The organism is Bradyrhizobium sp. (assembly GCF_030646015.1).
In the GTDB taxonomy this organism is placed as follows: domain Bacteria; phylum Pseudomonadota; class Alphaproteobacteria; order Rhizobiales; family Xanthobacteraceae; genus Bradyrhizobium.
On the sequence record NZ_JAUSLT010000022.1, the window covers coordinates 1 to 22,559 of the forward strand.

Here is a 22,559-nt window from a genome sequence, read left to right on the forward strand (position 1 = left end):
GCCGGCCAGCGAGGCCACGATCGGTTTCTCGATGCCCTTGGCCTTCATCTCGTTCTTCACTTCGACCATGTTCCTCGCGAACACCATCGGCGGCGTCACGATGGTGTGCCAGTAGCCCAGGATCAGCGCGTGGATGCGCGGGTCTTCGAGCCCGAGCTTGACCGTGTTGACGTAGGTGATCGGCGGTTCGCCGCCGGTGATGTCGATCGGATTGCCGGCGGCGCCGAACGGCGGGATGAATTTGCGGAACGCGGCGTCGAGGTCCGGCGGGATCGTCATCAGCGACAATTTATTGTCGATGCAGGCATCCGACAGCAGCACGCCGGAACCGCCCGCCCCCGTGATGATGACGACGTTCTCGCCCTTCGGCGTCGGCAGCACCGGAATGCCGCGGGCAAATTCCAGCATGTCCCGCAGCGAGCGCGCGCGGATCACGCCGGACTGGTTGAACACGTCCTCGTAGATCTTGTCGTTGCCGGCCAGCGCCCCGGTGTGGGAACTGGCGGCCTTGGCGCCGGCCGAGGTGCGTCCAGCCTTCAGCACCACGATCGGCTTCTTCTTCGACACGCGTTTTGCCACTTCGGCGAAGGCACGGCCATCCTTCAGGTCCTCGCAATGCTGCGCGATGATCTGGGTGTTGTCGTCCTGCTCGAAGAAGGTGAGCAGATCGTCCTCGTCGATATCGGACTTGTTGCCGAGACCGACGATCGCCGAGACGCCCATCTTGGCCGAGCGCGAAAAGCCGATGATCGCCATGCCGATGCCGCCGGATTGCGACGACAGCGCCGCCGAGCCCTTGACGTCGTAGGCGGTGCAGAAGGTCGCGCACAGATTGGCGTGGGTATAATAGAAGCCGTAGATGTTCGGCCCCATCAGGCGAATGCCGTATTTCTGGCCGATCGCCTGGATTTCCTCCTGGCCTTTCATGTTGCCGGTCTCGGCATAGCCCGAGGGAATCAGGATCGCGCCGACGACTTTCTTCTCGCCGCATTCGGTCAGGGCCGCCGCGACGAAATTGGCGGGAATCGCGAACACGGCAATGTCGACCTCGCCGGGGACGTCCTTGATCGACTTGTAGACCTTCTTGCCCATGATCTCATCGGCCTTGGGATGGATCGGGTAGATCTCGCCCTTGTAGCCGCCGTTGATGAGGTTCTTCATCACGGAGTTGCCGATCTTGCCGTTCTCGGCGGATGCGCCGATCACCGCCACCGCCTTCGGCTTCATGATCCGGTTCATCTGGCGCACGACATCGTCATGGTTGGGGCGCGGACGCGGCGCCGGCGGCGCGAAGTCGACGACGATGCGGACGTCGGCGGCGATCGCGTTGGCCTTGGTCGCGAATACCGGATTGAGATCCATCTCCGAAATCTCGGGGAAATCGGTGATCAGCTTCGAGACGTTGACGATGATGTCGGCGATGGCGTCGCGGTTGGCGGGATCGCTGCCGCGCACGCCCTTCAGCATCTCGTGGGCCTGGATGCCGTCCAGCATCGACAACGCGTCGTCCTTGGTCGCGGGCGCAAGGCGGAAGGTGATGTCCTTCAACACCTCGACCAGCACGCCACCGAGGCCGAACGCCACCAGCTTGCCGAACGATCCGTCGGTGACCGCGCCGATGATGACCTCCTGGCCGCCCAGCAGCATCTGCTGCACCTGGATGCCTTCGATCTTGGCGTCGGCCTTGTATTTCTTGGCGTTGGCCAGAATGGTCGCGTAATTCGCCTCGGCGTCGGCGGCATTCTTGACGCCGACCACCACGCCGCCGGCTTCGGTCTTGTGCAGGATGTCGGGCGAGACGATCTTCATGACGACCGGGAAGCCCATGTCGGCCGCGAGCCTGGCCGCCTCGGCGGCGGACCTGGCGACGCCCTCCTTCGGAACCGGGATGCCGTAGGCATCGCAGACCAGCTTGCCTTCCGGCGCCGTCAGACTTGTGCGCTTGTCCGCCTTGACCGCATCCAGAATTTTGCGGACCGCATCTTTGGAACTCGACATTGGCTTCCTCCTTGACGTCTGTTTTTTAATTCCATCGGCAGCGGGCGCGAACACCGGAACCGCGCTTGGTGGCGCCGATTCGGTCGGGTTCCGGAGATCTCAAACGCGGGTCCGCGTCCACTGCAGCATCTGGTGTGGCCGATCCTGGCCAGTTATGGCATTTGGTATGCCAGAGACAAGATTGTCAAGGCAGGCAAAGGTTTGGAAATGCCGAAAACACTGGCAACTTGACATGGTGGTATTTGGTATGCCAAAAATTGTTTCGGATTTCTTCTGTTAAAAGACGTCTCCCGACCTGAGGAGACCAGTCATGCCCGCACGGAAACCAACCAAGGCACCGCCACCCATGGCCGAGGCTGAAATCGCGATCGTCCGCATTGCGCCGGAGACCAGCTTCAAGAACAAGGCCTACGAAGCCTTGAAGGAAGCCATTCTCAAGATGGACATCTACGCGACTCCCGAACAGGTGATGCTCGACGAGCGCGCGCTGTCGGAACGCCTCGGCGTCAGCCGCACCCCGATCCGCGAAGCCATCGCGATGCTGGAGCAGGACGGATTTGTGAAGACCGTGCCGCGCCGTGGCATCGTGGTCGTGCGCCGCACCAAGAACGAAATCGTCGACATGATCCGCGCCTGGGCGGCGCTGGAAAGCATGGCGGCGCGGCTGATCACGACGACCGCGCGCAAGAAGGACATCTCGGCGCTGCGCGACTTCTTCAAGGATTTCGGCAAGGACCGCCTGCCGCAGGATCATGTCGAGGAATATTCCAAGGCCAACATCGCCTTTCACCAGGCGCTGATCTCGCTCTCGGAATCGCCTGTGCTGGTCGACATGACCAACGACATCCTGCTGCATGTTCGCGGCTACCGGCAGCTGACCATCGGCCGCGTGGATCGCACCGCCACCTCGTTGCCGGAGCACCTGGCCATCATCGAGGCGCTCGAGGAGCGTGACACCGAGCTTGCGGAGAAGCGCGCCCGCGATCACACGCTCGGCCTTGCCGCCTATGTCGAAGCCCACGGGCAAGAACTTTTCTGACAGGGCACTCTTGATAACAACGACAGCGGTTCCAACGAAGCGACGGACCAGTCCGTAACAAAAAACGATCAGGGAGAAGCGGAATGTCCGCAGTAGTACAAAGCATCGATGCCAACGCGGCCGATGAGGCCGAACAGACCGACGGCTTCAACCTCATCATCGATGCGCTCAAGCTCAACGGCCTGAACACGATCTACGGCGTGCCGGGCATTCCGATCACGGATTTCGGCCGCATGGCGCAGGCCGCGGGCATCCGCGTGCTCTCGTTCCGCCACGAGCAGGCCGCCGGCTACGCCGCCTCGATCGCGGGCTTCCTGACCAAGAAGCCCGGCGTCTGCCTGACCGTCTCGGCCCCCGGCTTTCTCAACGGCCTCACCGCGCTGGCTCACGCCACCACCAACTGTTTTCCGATGATCCTGATCTCGGGCTCGTCCGAACGCGAGATCGTCGACCTGCAGCAGGGCGACTACGAGGAAATGGACCAGCTGGCCATCGCCAAGCCGCTGTGCAAGGCCGCGTTCCGCGTGCTGCACGCCGCCGACATCGGCATCGGCCTCGCGCGTGCGATCCGCGCCGCCGTTTCGGGACGCCCGGGCGGCGTCTATCTCGATCTGCCGGCAAAACTGTTCGGACAGGTGATGGACGCCGAAGCCGGACGGAAGTCGCTGGTCAAGGTGATCGATGCAGCCCCCGCGCAAATCCCCGCCCCCGAAGCGATCAAGCGCGCGCTCGACGTGCTCAAGAGCGCAAAGCGTCCGCTGATCATCCTCGGCAAGGGCGCAGCCTATGCGCAGGCCGATGACGCCATCCGCAGCCTGGTCGAGAAATCAGGCATTCCGTTCCTGCCCATGAGCATGGCCAAGGGCCTGTTGCCCGACACCCATCCGCAATGCGCCGGTGCGGCGCGCTCGACGGTGCTCAAGGACAGCGACGTCGTGATGCTGATCGGCGCGCGGCTGAATTGGCTGCTGTCGCACGGCAAGGGCAAGAGCTGGGGCGACGCCCCGAAGAAATTCATCCAGATCGACATCGAGCCGAAGGAAATGGATTCCAACGTCGAGATCGTCGCCCCCGTGGTCGGCGATATCGGATCCTGCGTCGCAGCCCTGCTCGCGGGCATGGGCGGTAGCTGGACGACCCCGCCGTCCGACTGGACTGCTGCTGTCGCCAAGAAGCGCGACGAGAACGTCGCCAAGATGGCGCCGCGACTGATGAACAATAACTCGCCGATGGACTATCACGGCGCGCTCGGCGTGCTGCGCACCGTCATCAAGGAGCGGCCGGACGCCATCCTGGTCAACGAAGGCGCCAACACGCTCGATCTCGCCCGCGGCATCATCGACATGTACCAGCCGCGCAAGCGCATCGACGTCGGCACCTGGGGCATCATGGGCATCGGCATGGGCTATTGCATTGCGGCTGCGATCGAGACCGGCAAGCCGGTGCTCGCCGTGGAAGGCGACTCGGCCTTTGGTTTCTCCGGCATGGAAGTGGAGACGATCTGCCGCTACAATCTGCCGGTCTGCATCGTCGTCTTCAACAATGACGGCATCTATCGCGGCACCGTCGTCAATTCGGCAGGTTCGGATCCAGCGCCGACCGTGTTCGTCAAGGGCGCGCGCTACGACAAGATGATGGAAGCCTTCGGCGGCGTCGGCATCAACGCGACCTCGCCGGACGAACTCCGGCGCGCCGTCAACGCGGCGATGGATTCCGGCAAGCCGACCCTGATCAACGCGGTGCTGGACCCGGCCGCCGGCAGCGAGAGCGGCCGCATCGGCAACCTCAACCCGCAAAGCAAGCTGAAAAAGAAATAACGCAAAGCACAACCCATCGGCGTCATTCCCCGCGAAGGCGGGGAATCCGGTAGCCACCGAACTATCGACTGAGACAACGGTGATTACGGGATGCCCGCCTTCGCGGGCATGACGGCAACAAAGTAGATCTGAGGAGAAGTACCATGACTAAGGCGCTGAAGGGCGTTCGCATTCTCGATTTCACCCACGTCCAGTCGGGGCCGACCTGCACCCAGTTGCTGGCATGGTTCGGCGCCGACGTGATCAAGGTCGAGCGCCCCGGCGTCGGCGACATCACGCGCGGCCAGCTGCAGGACGTGCCGAACGTCGACAGCCTGTATTTCACCATGCTCAACCACAACAAGCGCTCGATCACGCTCGACACCAAGAACCCCAAGGGCAAGGAAGTCCTGACCGCGCTGATCAAGAGCTGCGACGTGCTGGTGGAAAACTTCGGGCCCGGCGTGCTCGATCGCATGGGATTTCCCTGGGAGAAGATCCAGAGCATCAATCCCAAGATGATCGTGGCCTCGATCAAGGGCTTTGGTCCCGGTCCCTATGAAGATTGCAAGGTCTACGAGAACGTCGCGCAGTGCACCGGCGGTGCGGCCTCGACCACCGGCTTTCGCGACGGACTGCCGCTGGTCACCGGCGCGCAGATCGGCGACAGCGGCACCGGTTTGCATCTCGCGCTCGGCATCGTCACGGCACTTTACCAGCGCACCGTCACCGGCAGGGGACAGAAGGTCACCGCCGCGATGCAGGACGGCGTGCTCAATCTCGCGCGCGTCAAACTGCGCGACCAGCAGCGCCTCGCCCACGGTCCGCTCAAGGAATACAGCCAGTTCGGCGAAGGCATTCCGTTCGGCGACGCGGTGCCGCGCGCCGGCAATGATTCCGGCGGCGGCCAGCCCGGCCGGATCCTGAAGTGCAAGGGTTGGGAGACCGATCCCAACGCCTACATCTACTTCATCACCCAGGCCCCGGTGTGGGAGAAGATCTGCGACGTGATCGGCGAGCCCGGCTGGAAGACCCATCCGGATTACGCCAAGCCGCCGGCCCGGCTGTCGCGCCTCAACAATATCTTCGCGCGCATCGAACAGTGGACGATGACCAAGACAAAATTCGAGGCGATGGACATCCTCAACAAGGACGACATCCCCTGCGGCCCGATCCTGTCGATGAAGGAATTGATCGAGGATCAGTCGTTGCGCGCCACCGGCACCGTGGTCGAGGTCGACCATCCCGAGCGCGGCAAGTACTTCTCGGTCGGCAACCCCATCAAGATGTCGGACTCACCGACCGAGGTGACCCGTTCGCCGCTGCTCGGCGAACACACCGACGAAATCCTGCGCCAGGTGCTCGGCTTTACCGACCACCAGGTCGCCGAGATCCACGATTCCGGCGCGCTCGACCCGCCGCGCAAGGTCGCCGCCGAATAGACGGCCCTGCCAACACCGATTTCAAAGGCCGCCGGACTTTCCGGCGGCCTTTTTCGTTGTGCGTTGCACACGAAGACGATGGCTTGGGTGAGAAATCTTGCATCTGGCATTTGGTATACAAAAGCCTCGCGAATTCGATTCCACACCACCTCTACGCCGGGAACGTAGGCCAAAATATCCGGCGATTGCTGCGATCGGATTGGTGTCTTGCAACCGCTGCGTCGCTTGCTTGATCGCCTCTGTCGACCAGCTGCCGGTGATCCGCGGCCGCGTGTCGTCTCGCCACCCGACTTGCTTATTTTTGCCTGCGAAGCCGCACGATCCAGTTGGCTTTGCCGATGCACGATCTCCTTGGCCGCGCATCCCGGCCGGGCTGATCGGTCCAGTTTCTCAGCTGCCTGTATGACGAAGTCTCGAGCAGTGCCGAGATGACAAATGCGACAAATTGGCACATCCTCGATCCCGCGGGACTATTCATTTGCACTCTGGCATATCGCATACCAATATGTGCTCGTTAGCGCACCAAGAACAGAAGCGCAGCATGGGGGGAAGTCACGGCAAGGTTTTCGGAAGGTTTCGAAATGACTGGTCCGCGGGACCGTCAATGCTACCTTTCGGGGAGTTGGATCGACGATGGATCGTGCTACCCATTCGGATATCTAAAACACTCTGAAAATACCGGATGCCACGCTGGAAGACCCTCATACAATTCTAACTGGCAACCGTCCCGCAGGAACAATCTCTGCGGTACGATCGACCGGGACAAAGCCTTAAAGGCTGCCCGGAATCAGTTGATGGCAAAGCCGGCCAAGACCGGCGCGCTTGAATGCATTGGGAGAGAGACATGAAAAGTTCTGTTCTGCGTATTGCGCTGGCGACGGTTGCTGTACTTTGCACCGGCGGCATGGCCTCCGCGGCCTGGGAGCCGGTTCGCCCGGTTGAATTCATCGTACCCGCCGGCACCGGCGGCGGCGCCGACCAGATGGCGCGCACGATCCAGGGTATCGTCACCAAGCACAATCTGATGAAGCAGCCGCTGGTCGTCATCAACAAATCCGGCGGCGCCGGTGGTGAAGGCTTCCTCGACGTCAAGTCGTCGGTGAACAACCCCCACAAGATCATCATCACCCTGTCGAACCTGTTCACGACACCGCTCGCAACCGGCATTCCCTTCAACTGGAAGGACCTGACGCCGGTCGCCATGCTGGCGCTCGACGAATTCGTGCTCTGGGTCAACGCCGACAAGCCCTACAAGAACGTCAAGGATTACATCGACGCCGTGAAGAAGGCGCCCCCCGGAAGCATCAAGATGGGCGGCACCGGATCGAAGCAGGAAGACCAGATCATCACGGTCGCGGTCGAAAAGGCCAGCAGCACAAAGTTCACCTACATTCCCTACAAGGGCGGCGGCGAAGTCGCCGTTCAGCTGGTCGGCAACCACATCGATTCCTCCGTCAACAATCCGATCGAGGCGGTTGCGCAGTGGCGCGGCGGCAAACTTCGTCCGCTCTGCGTGTTCGACGGCAAGCAAATGGCCTATGGCGATCCCATCGCGGACGGCAAGGGCTGGAAGGATATTCCGACCTGCAAATCGCAGGGTCTCGACATGGAATATCTGATGCTGCGCGGCGTCTTCATGTCACCCAAGGCCACCAAGGACCAGGTCGACTACTACATCGAGCTGTTCAAGAAGGTGCGCGCCACTCCGGAGTGGCAGGACTTCATGAAAAGCGGCGCCTTCAATACGACCTTCCTGACCGGGGCGGACTACGCCAAATGGGTCGAGGTCGAGGAAAAGCGCCACGAAGTTCTCATGAAAGAGGCCGGTTTCCTCGCCGGAAACTGATCCCTTAAACTGAGACTAGAGACGAACGCGTGACGCAGAAACGGCTGCGAATGCGAAGCTGCGATTCCGCATGGAGTTTTCATGACCACCAATAGTTCAAGCGCCGCCGGCCCAAAGCACAGGGTCGTGGAAGCCGGCATCGCCGTGCTGATCGCGTTGTTCGGCGTTATCGTGATCATCGGCAGCGTGAAGGCCGGGATCAACTGGGGCGCGGAGGGTCCGCGCGCCGGATTCTTCCCGTTCTATATCGGGATCTTCATCGTCGTCTCCAGCGCCATCAATTTCTGGCACGGGTTGCGTGACGGGGACGACGGCCTGTTCGCCGAGTGGGGACAGCTTCGCCAGGTCATGAGCGTCGTCATCCCCACCGCGATCTATGTCGGCTCGATGCCGTTCACCGGCCTCTACCTCGCCTCGCTCATCTTCATCGGCTACTTCATGCGATGGCTCGGCAAATACCGCTGGGTGACGGTGCTCGGCGTGGCGTTCGGCATGCCGATCATCACCTATTTCATTTTCGAGCGTTACTTCATGGTCCCGCTTCCCAAAGGGCCCATCGAGGATTGGCTCGGCATCTAAAGCCAGAGTCGCAACTAGATTCGTCAAACGCGTCAGCTCAATACAAGCGTCAGCTCACGGTTGCAGGACTTACACCATGGAAGAAATCGTCAATCTATTTCACGGCTTCGCCGTGGCGCTGCAGCCCTTCAACATCATGGTGATGCTGCTCGGCATCGTGCTCGGCGTCATCATCGGCGTGTTGCCGGGACTGGGCGGCGCCAATGGCGTCGCGATCCTGCTGCCGTTGACCTTCAGCATGCCGCCGACCTCGGCCATCATCATGCTGTCCTGCATCTATTGGGGCGCCTTGTTCGGCGGCGCGATCACCTCGATATTGTTCAACATCCCCGGCGAACCATGGTCGGTGGCGACGACCTTCGACGGCTATCCGATGGCGCAGCAAGGCAAGGCCGGCGAGGCCCTGACCGCCGCCTTCACCTCCTCGTTCGTCGGCGCGCTGTTCGCCGTCATCATGATCACGCTGGTGGCGCCGCTGGTCGCAAGCTTCGCGCTGCAATTCGGGCCGGCCGAGAAGTTCGCGGTGTATTTCCTGGCGTTCTGCAGTTTCGTCGGCCTGAGTAAGGAACCACCATTCAAGACCATCGCGGCGATGATGATGGGCTTTGCGCTGGCTGCCGTCGGTCTCGACTCCATCACCGGTCAATTGCGCCTGACCTTCGGCTTCACGCACCTGCTCAACGGCTTCGACTTCCTGATCGCCGTCATCGGCCTGTTCGGAATCGGCGAGATCCTGCTGACGATGGAAGAAGGACTGGCCTTCAAAGGCGGCAAGGCCAAGATCGATCTGAAGGTCGTGCTGCAGACCTGGAAGAACCTGCCCAAATACTGGCTGACCATGCTGCGCTCCTGCTTCATCGGCTGCTGGATGGGCATCACGCCGGCGGGTGCCACGCCCGCGTCGTTCATGAGCTACGGCATCGCCAAGCGGGTTTCGAAGAACGGCAACAATTTCGGCAAGGGCGAGATCGAAGGCGTGATCGCACCGGAGACCGCGGCGCATGCCGCCGGTACCGCGGCCTTGCTGCCGATGCTGTCGCTCGGCGTGCCCGGCTCGCCCACGGCTGCCGTGCTGCTCGGCGGCCTCCTGATCTGGGGCCTGCAGCCCGGCCCGATGCTGTTCGTCGAACAGAAGGAATTCGTCTGGGGCCTGATCGCCTCGATGTATCTCGGCAACCTGTTCGGCCTCATCGTCGTGCTGACCTGCGTGCCGATCTTCGCCGCCATCCTGCGGGTGCCGTTCAGCATCATCGCGCCGCTCATTCTGGTGCTGTGTGCGATCGGCGCCTACTCGGTTCACTCGAGCACCTTCGACGTGATGATGATGCTGGTGTTCGGCGTCGTCGGCTACCTCCTGAAGAAGTGCAACTACCCCCTCGCCCCGCTGGTGCTGGCCATCGTGCTCGGCGACAAGGCGGAAGAGGCGTTCCGGCAGTCGCTGCTGGGATCCCAGGGCTCGCTCGGCATCTTCTTCTCGAACCCGCTGGTCTCCACGATCATGGTGCTGGGGTTGATCGCGCTGTTCTGGTCGGCCATCCAGGAAGGCATCACCCGGTTGCGGGGAACCCGGACCGCCGCCGCCTGATACCCCCGTCACATTGCTCTGCTACGAAGCGCGCGCTCGCCCCACGATGAGCGCGCGTTTTGCGTTGTGCAGCGTTCACGCTGGTATACCTGTGCACTTTTGATCGGCCATTTATGGACGTGCCATCAAGGCGGCACGCGCCGATGAATCGGAAGAAACGTCAGTCAAACTGCCACTTCTTGCCGATCTTCGGACAAGCGATCTGAACGATTCCGCATTGACAATTGGCATAATGTATACCAACATTATACCATCAGAAGCCCCTAGGCCGGTTACCAGAAGGAGGTTGCGATGCAAGTCGGAGACATCCTGCGCAAGAAGACGGCGCGTGTTGCGACAGTTCGGATGAACGAAACCGTGGGCATCGCCGCCCAGCTCATGCGCGCCAGCAATATCAGCGCGCTCGTGATCAAGGACGTGGTGCGGACCGAGGGCAATACCGCGGTCGGCATGTTCACCGAACGCGACGTGGTTCGCGCCATCGCCGAGCATGGTGCGGCCGGCGTCAATCTGAAAATCTCGCAACTGATCTCGGTGCAGGAGCTGGTGTCATGCAGCTCCACCGATACGCTCGAACATGTGCGTCACGTCATGAACAAGAACCATATCCGCCATCTGCCTGTGATCGACAATCACAGCCTGATCGGCGTCATCAGCATCCGCGATATTTCGACCGCGTTCGACGACGAGGCCATGGCCACGCAAACCGTCTTTGCCGCCTGACACGCAATTTCTTCCGTCGGGTTGAAGCTCCCGGTTTTGATTTGATCAATTCCGGCAAATGATCTCTTGCCGAATTTTGTTCTCAGCTCGCGAAAGAGCAGCGGTTCATTCGATCCCGTCATCGCGTCGCGACGCCACAGGCCTGCAAATCGCCGCCGGTGGCCCGCTATTTCCGCATGACGCGGCCTGCCCTGCCCGGTAGACTTTTGCCGGCGGGACCGGCATCCTGCCCTCGAAATCCAAGAAAAGATGGCGCGCGATATTCCGCGCCGGGGAAACAGAGGGCAGACAATGATCAAAACGCGATTCACCGAACTCGTCGGCGTTGAACACCCGATCGTCCAGGGCGGCATGCAGTGGGTGGGGCGCGCGGAGCTGGTGGCGGCGGTGGCCAATGCCGGCGCGCTCGGCCTGATCACCGCGCTGACGCAGCCGACTCCCGACGATCTCGTCAAGGAAATCGCGCGCTGCCGCGACCTCACCGACAAGCCGTTCGGCGTCAACCTCACCATCCTGCCCTCGATCAAGCCGCCGCCTTACGCCGAATACCGCCAGGCCATCATCGAAAGCGGCATCAAGATCGTCGAGACCGCCGGCAACAAGCCGCAGGAACACGTCACCGAATTTAGGAAGCACGGCGTCATCGTGCTGCACAAATGCACCAGCGTCCGCCACGCGCTGTCGGCGGAGCGGATGGGCGTCGACGCCATCTCGATCGACGGCTTTGAATGCGCCGGCCATCCCGGCGAGGACGACACCCCCGGCCTGATCCTGATTCCAGCCGCCGCCGACAAGGTGAAAATTCCGATGATCGCCTCGGGCGGTTTTGCCGACGGCCGCGGCCTGGTCGCGGCACTGGCGCTCGGCGCCGAAGGAATCAACATGGGCACGCGCTTCATGTGCACCAAGGAGAGCCCGATCCATCAGCTGGTGAAGGAAAGGATCGTCGCCAATGACGAGCGCGAGACCGAGCTGATCTTCCGCACCATGCGCAACACCTCGCGCGTCGCCAAAAACGCCATCAGCACCAAGGTGGTCGAGATGGAAAAGGCAGGCGCCAAATTCGAGGACGTCCGCGAGCTCGTCGCCGGCGCGCGCGGCAAGATGGTCTATGCCACCGGCGACGCCGATGAAGGCATCTGGTCGGCCGGACAGGTGCAGGGATTGATCCACGACATCCCGACCTGCGCCGAACTGGTGGGGCGCATCATGCGCGACGCCGAAGCCATCATCCAGGGCCGGCTCGCAGGCATGATGTCCGGCAGCCATCGCCAGGCCGCCGAATAAGCGGCGGCACAACCGGCCAACAGAGAAAGATCGCATGAAGGCCTATGTCTACGGCGCCAATGGCGCTGAAATCACCGATGTCGCCAGGCCGGTGCCGAAAGCGCACCAGGTGCTGGTTCGCGTGCGCGCCTGCGGCCTCAACCGCGCCGATCTCGGCATGACCAAGGGCCATGTCCATGGCAGTGCCGGCGGCGCCGGCACCGTGCTCGGGATGGAATGGGCCGGCGAAGTCGCCGAAGTCGGTCCCGACGCCAAAGGCGTCGTGGTCGGCGACCGGGTGATGGGCTCCGGCGGGGCTGCTTTCGCGGAATACACGTTGGCCGATCACGGCCGGCTGTTTCACATTCCCGCCAACGCCAATATGAATTTTGAGGACGCGGCCACCCTGCCCGTCGCGCTTGCCACCATGCACAATGCGGTCGTCACCAACGGCGCGCTGCAGCCCGGCCAGTCCGTGCTGATCCAGGGCGCCAGTTCCGGCGTCGGGTTGATGGCGATGCAGATTGCAAAATTCAAGGGCGCGAAAACCGTGATCGGTTCCTCGACCGACGCGACGCGGCGCGGGCGCCTGAAGGAGTTCGGCGCCGACCTTGCGGTGGATTCGTCCGATCCCGGCTGGGTCGACCAGGTGTTGAAGGCGACGGATGGCGAAGGCGTCGACCTGATCGTCGACCAGATCTCGGGCCCGGTCGCCAACCAGAACCTGAAAGCCACCAAGGTCAAGGGCCGCATCGTCAATGTCGGCCGGCTCGGCGGCACCCATGGCGATTTCAATTTCGATCTGCACGCGGCGCGCCGCATCAGCTATATCGGCGTCACCTTCCGCACCCGCACGATCGAGGAAATCCGCGAGATCTTTGCCGAGGTCCGCAGGGATATCTGGGGCGCCGTGGAGTCGCGAAAACTGCAACTGCCGATCGACAAGGTGTTTGCCTTCGACGATATCGGCAAGGCGTTCGAACACATGGAAGCCAACAAGCACCTCGGCAAGATCGTGGTGGCGTTGTAGCCCTTGTCCCGGACGCGGTGCGGCACCCTTGTGCCGCTCCGCCGAGCCGGGACCCACACCTTCGTCCCGTACATTGTGGACCCCGGATCAGCAGCGCACCGCAATGCGCTGCGTCCGGGGAACGCCGTCAGTAGATCTAGAATCAGAATAATTCGCAATAATCCTTGCTGCGAGTGAGTGGCGACTACACGAGCCCGATCGGTGCTTTTAACCTGCATGCCGGGCTGCTACACCGCCGCGCATGGTTCATCCCGTTCACAACGTCAAAGCCCGCGTCGCGGCGATTTCGATCTTCGCCAGCGCCGCCATGGCCGCGGCGAAACTCGCCGTCGGCATCTACATCGGCTCGCTGGCGCTGATCTCCGACGCCTTGCACAGCGTGATCGACATGGTGGCCACCATCATCACCTGGGCGGTGGTGCGGGTTTCGGACCAGCCGGCGGACGCCGAGCACCATTACGGCCATGGCAAGTTCGAGAGCCTTTCGGCGCTTGGCATCACCGCCCTGCTCTATGTGCTGGCGGGGGGCATTCTGGTCGAATCCTGGAGCCGCCTCCGCGAAGGCGCACCGCCGCCGACCATCTCGGCAATCCCCTTCATCGTGCTCGTGGTCGAGATCGCCGTGAACTTCTGGCGTGCCCGGGCGCTGAACCGTACCGCGCGCGAAACGCGCAGCCAGGCGCTCGCAGCCGATGCGCTGCATTTCGCCTCCGACATGTTCGGTTCCTTTGCCGTCATCGCCGGCCTCATCCTGGCCGGCCTCGGCTTCTGGTGGGGGGATGCGGCTGCCGCCATCGTCGTCGCCCTGATCATCGGCCTGCTGGGCGTGAGGATGACGCGTTCCACCGTGGAGACCCTGCTCGACCGCGCGCCCGAGGGCGTCTCGGAGAAGGCCGACGCCGCGATCAGGACTGTTCCCGGCGTGGTCGATATCGAACGCGTGAGGGTGCGGATGGTCGGTTCGACGCACTTCATCGATGCCATCGTGCAGGTTCCCCGCACCTATCCGATCGACCGCGTCGAACAGATCAAGCGGATGGCGCAGGAGGCCGTCACCAGGGCGCTCGGTGACTCCGACCTGACCTTCACCGCGGTCCCGGTGGCGCGCAACAATGAGAGCGTGCGCGAGCGTATCATGGTGATCGCGCGCAATTCGGGCCTCGCCATCCACCATGTCACCGTGCACGACCTCGGCGGCAGGCTGACCGTCAGCATCGACCTCGAAGTCGACGGCGATATGCCGCTGACGGCGGCCCACGACATCGCCCATGGGCTGGAGCGCAATATCCGCGACGAGTTCGGCGAGGACGTCGAGGTCGACACCCACATCGAGCCGCTGGAGCCGGAACTGCCGCTGGGAACCGATGCCGCGCCGGACCGCGTCGAAACCATCAAGGCAGCGCTGTCGCGCTTTGCCGCCGACGGCGCCATCCACGACGTGCACAATGTGCGGGTGCGCAACACCGACGCCGGCGAGATCGTCAACTTCCACTGCCGCGCCGCGCCCTCGATGAGCGTGATCAAGGTTCATCAGAACGTCGACGAGATCGAGCGCGCATTGCGCCGCGCCTTCCCCACGGTGAAGCGCGTCATCAGCCACGCCGAGCCGCCGCACGCGCGATGAAATTCCGGCACGGCCGCGCGTTCTCCTTTCGGACTCACCAGCCCGGTAGAATTGCGGGCAAAATGGAGTCCCGATTCGCCGTTGGACAACATTTATTTTAATTAACGAATCGTTGACTCTCGACAGCCCGGCCAAACTGGATTCAAATCCCTGTGATTCGGAAGTGACTGGGGCCACCTCCGAATCGGTGCAGAAAAGTTCTCCGAGGGGGTCTAGGTATGGCGCGCGCACACGCGGCGAGCGCGTGCGTCCAATCCGATTCGATCAAGGGATTGGCGCAGTCGATCGCGAAACCGGCCTACCATCGGCTATTGGTAGCGGAGCCTGCGCTCCGCCGCGCGGTGCCCACCCTGATCATTGCCTTCCTGATCACGATTTGCCTCGGCGCATTCGTCCAGGTCGTCGATCAGAACCGGCAAAAGCGCGGGACCCTCAAGCGCGACCTGACGGCGGTCGCCGATCTGCTCACCGAGCGCCTCGATCGCATCACCTCCGTCCGGCAGGACCGGGCCGCGACCATCGAGCGTCTGCAGAGCCTCTTACCCGGCCTCATTCCGTCGTGGGGCGTCGCCGCCGGCCGCCACGTCATCGTGACCGGCGCCGACCAGCGGGTTCTCGCCCGCGTCCCGATCGAAACCGTGCTGGGCGACACCGCCGGCATTCTCGAGGCCATCAGCGCCGCGCTGGCGCTGACCGGAATGTCGCAGCAGGGCAACGTCACCGACATCGTGCTGCCGAACGGCAACGGCGCGCTGGCGATCCAGCGTGTCGTCAAATCGCTGCCCGGTCAGGTCATCATCATCCAGGAGAAGGTCGATTCGATCTGGCGGTCGGATGCCGCGCTGTCGGTGACGCTTTCGGCCACCACCGGCTTTGTCGTGCTGATCCTCGGCTTTGCCTTCCACTGGCAGTCGACCCGCGCGCGCGAGGGCGATCTCATCAATGACGCGGTGCGCGGCCGGATCGATACCGCGCTCAATCGCGGGCGCTGCGGATTGTGGGACTGGGACCTGTCGCGCGGCCGGATTTTCTGGTCGCAATCGATGTTCACCATGCTGGGGCTCGACACCCGCAATGATCTTCTGACCTTCGGCGAGGTCAACGCACTGGTGAAATCCGACGACATCGACCTGTTCGCCATCGGCGACCAGCTTATTTCCGGCAAGATCGACCACATCGACCAGAGCTTCCGGATGCAGCATGCCAACGGCCACTGGATCTGGCTGCGGGTGCGCTGCGAGCTCAGCCAGGGCCAAGGCCAGAGTCAGGGCGATGCCGGCCTGCATCTGATCGGCATTGCCGTCGACATCACCGAGCAGAAGAGCCTCGCCGAGCGAACCGTGGAGGCCGATCTGCGGCTGCGCGATGCGATCGAGACCATCCCGGAAGCGTTCGTGCTGTGGGACGCGGAAGACCGCCTGGTGCTCTGCAACTCGCATTTCCAGCGCCTGCACCGGCTGCCGGATTCCGCCGTGACGCCGGGCACGTCCTATGAAACCGTGATCGAAGTGGGCTCCATGCCGGAAGTCCGCACCCGCCTGCACGAAAACGCCAGCCACGCGCCGGGCGCGCGCACCTTCGAGGCGCAACTCGATGACGGCAACTGGCTGCACATCAGCGAGCGCCGCACCAAGGACGGCGGTTACGTTTCGGTGGGCACCGACATTACCCGCATCAAGGAGCACGAGCAGAAGCTGGTCGACAACGACCTGCGCCTGCGGGCTTCCGTGATCGATCTGAAGCGTTCGCAGATCGAACTCGCCGACCTCGCCGAAAAATACTCCGACGAAAAGAACCGCGCCGAGGAAGCCAACCAGACCAAGTCAAAGTTCCTGGCCAATATGAGCCACGAGCTGCGCACGCCGCTCAATGCCATCATCGGGTTTTCCGAGATCATGGAAAGCGGCATGTTCGGCACGCTCGGGTCGGAAAAATACCAGGAATACTGCCACGACATTCTCACCAGCGGGCACTATCTGCTTGATGTCATCAACGACATCCTCGACATGTCGAAGATCGAGGCCGGCCGCATGAAGCTCGACATGGAGCAGCTCGATTTGTCGAAGACGCTGGCGGAATCGCTGCGGGTGGTGTCCGGTCGCGCCGACGACAAGCACCTGCAGCTCGACGCCGATATCGACGGCAGCATTTCGGTGGTGGCCGATCGCCGCGCGGTCAAGCAGATCATCGTCAACCTGTTGTCCAATGCGGTCAAGTTCACCCCCGACGGCGGCAAGGTGGTGGTGCGAAGCCGGCTGCTCGCCGATTCCATCGTGCTGATGATCGCCGACACCGGCATCGGCATCGCCCCGCATTCGCTGCAGAAGCTGGGCCGGCCGTTCGAGCAGGTCGAGAGCCAGCTGACAAAAACCTATCACGGCTCCGGACTGGGGCTGGCGATCGCACGGTCGCTGACCAATTTGCACGGCGGCTCGATGAAGCTGCGCTCGAAACTCGGCACCGGCACCGTGGTCTGCGTCTCGCTGCCGCGCGACGCCCGCAAGGCCAAGGCGAAGATGTCGGTGGCGGCTTAGGGCGCTTTACAGTTCACCGGAGCCAGCGTGCTTTTCTTCTCCCCTCCCCCCGCAAAGCGGTGGGGAGGGGTCGGGGGTGGGGGGTCTATCGGCGTACTCCGCTGGCAGCGAATTCGCTGAGACACCCCCCCCCCCCGACCCCTCCCCACCACGCGCAAGGGCGCGTGGGAGAGAGGGGAGCTCAAGCTAGCTCCGGCCCTCGACAATATCCCTGAACACCCGCCTCACCTCGGTCTGGGTCTCCTTGACCCGCGCCTCCAGCGCGGAAAAGTCGGGGACATCGCCGGCCCGCGCCATCACGCGCAAGAGGTCGTCGCCCGCGGTTTCCGGCTTGAATTTTTCGGTGACACAGAGCCGCAGGATTTGGGTGAGGTCATGATAGAGCCGCGTCGACGAACGCAGCGTCTCCGCCGCCGGTTGCGGCAGCACGCCGAGCCGTGCGGCGCTGTCGAGCACCTGCAGCGTGGAGACGTCGAGAATCTCAGGGCGGTCGGCGGCGTGAACCAGCTGCAGATATTGCGCGATGAAGTCGATATCGACCATGCCACCGGCGGCATATTTCAGATCCCAGACCTCGTTCTCGCCCTTCTCCAGCGCGATGGCGCGGCGCATGTCGGCGACATCGCCGGCAACGCTGGCGCGATCGCGCGGCCGCGTCAGCGCGGCGCGAATGATGCTCTCGATGCGGGCGCGCAATTCCGGCGGCGCCGAGATCACGCGTGCGCGGGTCAGCGCCATGTGCTCCCAGGTCCAGGCTTCGCGTTCCTGATAGTCGGCGAAGGAGTCGATCCGCGAGGCCACCGGCCCCGCGCGCCCCGACGGGCGCAGCCGCATGTCGACGTCGTAGAGCACGCCGTAATTGGTCCGCGTCGTGAAGGCGCTGATCAGCCGCTGGGTGAAGCGGGCAAAATATTGCGCGCCGTGCAGCGACCGCTCGCCGTCGGAGTCGGGATAGTCGTGATCGAAATCATACAGCAGGATCAGATCGAGATCGGATGACGCGGTCATCTCGCGGCTGCCGAGCCTGCCCATCGCCAGGATCGCGGTCTGCTGCCCCTTGATACGGCCGTGCTGGGCCGCGAACCGGTCGGTGACCAGGCCATGCACGGTGTGGACGATGCCCTCGGCGACGTCGGCGAAGGCGATGCTGGCCTGCTGGGCGGAGACCGTGCCGGACAGGATTCGCGTGCCGATCAGGAACAGGCTCTCCTGGCCGAACAGCCGCAGCCGGTCGAGAAACTCTTCATAGGCATTGGCGTCCGCCAGCGTCGCCGCGAGCCGCATCGACAGTTCGCGCTGGTCCGGCATGGCGCCGAAAAAGCGCGGATCGATCAGCCCGTCCATGATCTGCGGCTGCCGCGCCAGCATATCGCCGAGCCGGGGTGCGGCGCCGAGGATCAGCGCCACCAGCGCGACCAGCTCGCGGTTCTGGCTGAGCAGCGAGATCAGCCGCCCGCCGCGCTGCAATGCCCCGAGGAAGCGGTCGAACGCCGCGACCGCATTGTCAGGCTCTTCCGAATGCGCCAGGCCGTCGATCAATCCCGGGATGAACTCGACGAAGGCGTTGCGCGTCGCCTCGATGCGCAGCGCGCGATAATCGCCGGTCAGCCATTGCTGCACGGTTCCCGCCACCACGACCGGCTTCTTGAAGCCGAGCGAGACCAGATGCTCGATCAGCCTGGGATCGTCAGGACCGGCGCTGTAATCCGCCGCCGGCAGTTGCGCGGTGCCGGCCGGATCGCCCTCGAACAACTTGCCGTAATGCCCCTGCACGACGTTGAGATGACCCAGCAGGTCGCTGGCGAAGGTGGCGCGGCTGGCGTAGCCGAAGAAGGCGGCGAACTGCTCCATCGCCTCGGCGTCGTCGGGCAAGGCATGGGTCTGCTCGTCCGCGACCATCTGCAGCCGGTGCTCGACCCGCCGCAGGAAGATGTATGCCGCGGTGAGTTCATCGCGGGCCTCAAAGGTGATCCAATTGCTCGAGGCCAGCACATTCAAGGCCTCCAGCGTCGGCCGCACCCGCAATTCCGGGTGCCGGCCGCCGGCGATCAATTGCTGGGTCTGCGCGAAAAACTCGATCTCGCGAATGCCGCCGCGCCCGACCTTGACGTTGTGCCCCTCGACCGCGATCTCGCTCTGGCCGCGAAACGTCTGCATCTGCCGCTTCATGTCATGGACGTCGGCCAGGGCCGCGAAATCCAGATGCTTGCGCCAGACGAAGGGGGCGATTTCCGCCACCAGCGCCTCGCCGGCCCTGGCGTCGCCGGCGCAGGGCCGCGCCTTGATCATGGCGGCGCGTTCCCAGGTCCGCCCGTCCCGCTCGTAATAATGCAGCGCCGCAGCCATCGAGATCGCCACCTGCGTCGAGGATGGATCCGGCCGCAGCCGCAGATCGACCCTGAACACGTAGCCGTCGCCGTTGCGCTGCTGCAAGATCCGCGCAAGCGCCTGGGTGACGCGCACGAAAAACGTCTGCGGCTCGATGTCGGGCGCCAGCGTCGGCGCTTCGGAATCGAAGAACACGATCAGGTCGATGTCGCTGGAATAATTCAGCTCGCCCGCGCCCATCTTGCCCATCGCGAGCACCACGAGGCCGCTGTTGTCCTCGGGGGAATCGAAACTGGGCGGCGTCAGCCTGCCGCGCCCGGCTTCCTGCCGCAGCAAAAAGCGCAGCGCCGCCTGCACCGAGGCGACCGCGAGATCGGTCAGCGCCGCCGTCACCTGCATCACCGGCCAGAGGCCGCCGATGTCGCACAGCGCGATCAGGAGCGCCGCTTCCGATTTCATGCGGCGAAGCAGTTGCATCACGTCGGCTTCAGCCGACGCGGCGGCAACATCGCGGCAGGTATTTTCGATCAGACGGGCCAGATGCGGCTCCGGCTCGCATTCGAGCAACCGGATCGCGCGCGCGCCGTCGGCGCGCAGCAGGTCAAACAAATAGGGAGAGGCTTCGGCGATACCGAGAAGAATGGTCCTGGCGCGCGGGAACCGGCCGGTCAGCTCCGCGATCACAGCTGCCTGCGCCGGCGCCAGATCGGTCAGCCAGTCTGCCAGTCGCGCTTCGGCCTTGTCGGGAGCGGACACATGCGGTCCGTCCACAAACCGCGCGGCCAGACGATGTTGGTCCGCGTCGCCCTTCGCGGATGAGGTCATGACACCTTCTGTGGCACATCCGGCGTTTGAGCCGCAAGCCTGTCGCTGGCGCCGGCCCGGGCCGGGATCGCCAGTGTCGCCGTCAGGCCGGGATTGCTGTCACCGAGCCTGAGTTCGCCGCCATGCAGCGTCGCCACCGCCGAGGCCAGGCTGAGGCCGAGCCCGGAGCCGGGCTGGGTGCGGCTGGCCTCCAGCCGGACAAACCGCTCCACCGCGTGGCTGCGATCGGCTTCCGGTATCCCCGGCCCGTGGTCGGTGACGCTGAGCAGCACGGAAGCGCCGTCGCGCCGCGCCTCGATCAGAATTTCATTGGCGCCGTCCACCGCGCCATCGCCGAGCGGTTGAATGGAGGGAAGCGGCTTGCCGTATTTGATCGCATTCTCCACCAGGTTGGCCAGCGCCTGGCTGATCAATTCGCGGTTGCCGTGAACGGGCGCCTGCGTGGTCTTGACGCGCAGGGTCATGCCGCTGTCTTCGGCCAGCGGTTCATAGAGCTCCTGAATGCCACTGGCGACGTCGGCGGCATCGAAATCATCCATGTTGCCGCGCGCCTGTCCGGACTCCGCGCGCGCGATCATCAACAGCGCGTTGAAGGTGCGGATCAGGCCGTCGGATTCCTCGATGGTTCGTTCCAGCGCGCTGCGGTACTCGGCCTCGCTGCCGGATTTCGCCAGCGCCTCCTCGGCGCGGTTGCGCAGCCGCGTCAGCGGCGTCTTCAGATCGTGCGCGATGTTGTCGGAAACTTCCTTCAGCCCATTCATCAGGGCTTCGATCCGCTCCAGCATGGCGTTGAGGTTTTCCGCCAGCCGGTCGAGTTCGTCGCCGCTGCGCCCGACCGGCAGCCGCCCGCTCAGATCGCCCGCCATGATGCGCTGGGTGGTGCCGGTCATGGCGTCGATCCGCCGCAGCACCCGTCGCGCGACAAAGATGCCGCCGCCGAGCCCGAGCACGACGACGACCAGCAGCGACCAGTTCGCGGCCTTCACGACGATGCCGAACAGCCGCCGCCGTTCCTCGAGGTCGCGCCCGATCAGGAGGCGGAAGCCGCTCTCGAGTTCACTGACGCGCACCAGCGCGCGATGGTCGCGGCTGCTCTGCTCGTCGAGCCGCCGGTAGGCGGTCTCCGACCAGCCCTGGCTTGCCATCACGCCCGGAGCCAGCGAGCCGACATTGCCGGCAATCGCCTGCCCCGTCGGGGTGGTCACGAGATAGAGATTGGCGCCCGGCCGCAGCGCCCGGTTTTCGATCGTAAACACCAGCCCGCGCAACCCACGCCTTGTATAGATGTCGGTGATCTCGCTGAATTCCGCATTCACGGTCGTGGTGATCTGCTCGGTGATCAGCCGGCGCGTATTCCAGGCGAAATAGCCCAGCAGCGACGCGGCAAACAGCGCAAACAGCAACAGATAGACCAGCGTCAACCGGAACGCGGTGGTGCGGATCAGCTTACCGAATGCCGTCACGGATCATGTATCCCGCGCCGCGGATCGTGTGCAGCAGGGGCCGCTCGAAGCCCTTGTCGATCTTGGAGCGCAGCCGCGAAATGTGCACGTCGATGACGTTGGTCTGCGGATCGAAATGATAGTCCCAGACGTTCTCCAGCAGCATGGTTCGCGTCACCACCTGCCCGGCATGCTTCATCAGATATTCCAGCAGCCGGAACTCGCGCGGCTGCAGCGTCAATTCGTCCTTGCCGCGCGCGACGCGGTGCGACAGCCGGTCGAGTTCGAGGTCGCCGACGCGATAGGTCGTTTCCTCGGCCGGACCGCCATGGCGGCGCGACAGCACTTCGACCCGCGCCAGCAGTTCGGCAAAGGCATAGGGCTTTGGCAAATAATCGTCGCCGCCGGCGCGCAAACCCTTGATGCGGTCGTCGACCTGCCCGAGCGCCGAGAGAATCAGCACCGGCGTTCGATTTCCCTTTTCGCGGAGGCTGCCGATCAG

At 63.6% G+C, this 22,559-nt stretch carries 15 protein-coding genes; 11 read left to right on the forward strand and 4 right to left on the reverse strand.

Features of this window, described 5'->3' with window-relative positions; translation table 11 throughout:
• Window positions 1-1,998: acetate--CoA ligase family protein (locus Q7T45_RS03005; protein WP_304867445.1), on the reverse strand; the 1,998-nt coding region annotated here is incomplete at its 3' end.
• 310 nt (window positions 1,999-2,308) lie between these two features.
• Here Q7T45_RS03005 and Q7T45_RS03010 point away from each other — a divergent pair.
• The 11 genes from Q7T45_RS03010 to Q7T45_RS03060 all read left to right on the forward strand — a co-directional run bounded on the left by Q7T45_RS03010 (window position 2,309) and on the right by Q7T45_RS03060 (window position 17,462).
• Window positions 2,309-3,037 (forward strand): GntR family transcriptional regulator, encoded by a 729-nt coding sequence (locus Q7T45_RS03010; protein ID WP_304867447.1) that lies wholly within the window; start codon window positions 2,309-2,311, stop codon window positions 3,035-3,037.
• Between the two features lie 83 nt (window positions 3,038-3,120).
• Complete coding sequence (oxc, locus tag Q7T45_RS03015) at window positions 3,121-4,854, forward strand: oxalyl-CoA decarboxylase (RefSeq protein WP_304867450.1); 1,734 nt, start codon at window positions 3,121-3,123, stop codon at window positions 4,852-4,854.
• A gap of 143 nt (window positions 4,855-4,997) precedes the next feature.
• Window positions 4,998-6,275, forward strand: coding sequence for a formyl-CoA transferase (gene frc / locus Q7T45_RS03020; RefSeq protein ID WP_304867453.1), 1,278 nt, complete (start codon window positions 4,998-5,000; stop codon window positions 6,273-6,275).
• Window positions 6,276-7,119: 844 nt separating this feature from the next.
• Complete coding sequence (locus Q7T45_RS03025) at window positions 7,120-8,121, forward strand: Bug family tripartite tricarboxylate transporter substrate binding protein (RefSeq protein WP_370691198.1); 1,002 nt, start codon at window positions 7,120-7,122, stop codon at window positions 8,119-8,121.
• A gap of 81 nt (window positions 8,122-8,202) precedes the next feature.
• Entirely contained in the window at window positions 8,203-8,700 is a 498-nt protein-coding gene (locus Q7T45_RS03030; protein ID WP_304867456.1) for a tripartite tricarboxylate transporter TctB family protein, read from the forward strand.
• Between the two features lie 76 nt (window positions 8,701-8,776).
• Window positions 8,777-10,285, forward strand: a complete 1,509-nt coding sequence (locus Q7T45_RS03035) for a tripartite tricarboxylate transporter permease (RefSeq protein WP_304867459.1) — start codon at window positions 8,777-8,779, stop codon at window positions 10,283-10,285.
• A 291-nt stretch (window positions 10,286-10,576) separates the two neighbouring features.
• A complete protein-coding gene (locus Q7T45_RS03040) occupies window positions 10,577-11,008 on the forward strand; it encodes a CBS domain-containing protein (protein WP_304867462.1) in 432 nt (143 codons plus the stop codon).
• A gap of 291 nt (window positions 11,009-11,299) precedes the next feature.
• Window positions 11,300-12,295 carry a nitronate monooxygenase family protein gene (locus Q7T45_RS03045; RefSeq protein WP_304867465.1) on the forward strand — a complete coding sequence of 332 codons (996 nt, stop codon included), beginning with the start codon at window positions 11,300-11,302 and terminating at the stop codon, window positions 12,293-12,295.
• Between the two features lie 34 nt (window positions 12,296-12,329).
• On the forward strand, window positions 12,330-13,304 hold the full coding sequence (locus Q7T45_RS03050) for a zinc-binding dehydrogenase (RefSeq protein ID WP_304867468.1): 975 nt from the start codon (window positions 12,330-12,332) through the stop codon (window positions 13,302-13,304).
• A gap of 241 nt (window positions 13,305-13,545) precedes the next feature.
• Entirely contained in the window at window positions 13,546-14,928 is a 1,383-nt protein-coding gene (locus Q7T45_RS03055) for a cation diffusion facilitator family transporter (protein WP_304867471.1), read from the forward strand.
• Window positions 14,929-15,146: 218 nt separating this feature from the next.
• A complete protein-coding gene (locus Q7T45_RS03060) occupies window positions 15,147-17,462 on the forward strand; it encodes a PAS domain-containing sensor histidine kinase (protein WP_304867474.1) in 2,316 nt (771 codons plus the stop codon).
• Window positions 17,463-17,648: 186 nt separating this feature from the next.
• Here the strand turns inward: Q7T45_RS03060 and Q7T45_RS03065 are convergent, their stop codons facing one another.
• The 3 genes from Q7T45_RS03065 to Q7T45_RS03075 form a co-directional block, all read right to left on the reverse strand.
• The gene (locus Q7T45_RS03065; protein ID WP_304867477.1) at window positions 17,649-20,615 is read right to left on the reverse strand and encodes a bifunctional [glutamine synthetase] adenylyltransferase/[glutamine synthetase]-adenylyl-L-tyrosine phosphorylase; all 2,967 of its coding nucleotides are present in this window, start codon (window positions 20,613-20,615) and stop codon (window positions 17,649-17,651) included.
• Window positions 20,612-22,078: a HAMP domain-containing sensor histidine kinase gene (locus Q7T45_RS03070; protein WP_304867479.1), complete on the reverse strand. Its 1,467-nt coding sequence runs from the start codon at window positions 22,076-22,078 to the stop codon at window positions 20,612-20,614. The genes Q7T45_RS03065 and Q7T45_RS03070 overlap by 4 nt, the downstream gene beginning before the upstream one ends.
• On the reverse strand, window positions 22,062-22,559 hold a 498-nt coding region (locus Q7T45_RS03075; protein WP_304867481.1), incomplete at its 5' end, for a response regulator transcription factor. The genes Q7T45_RS03075 and Q7T45_RS03070, both read right to left, overlap by 17 nt.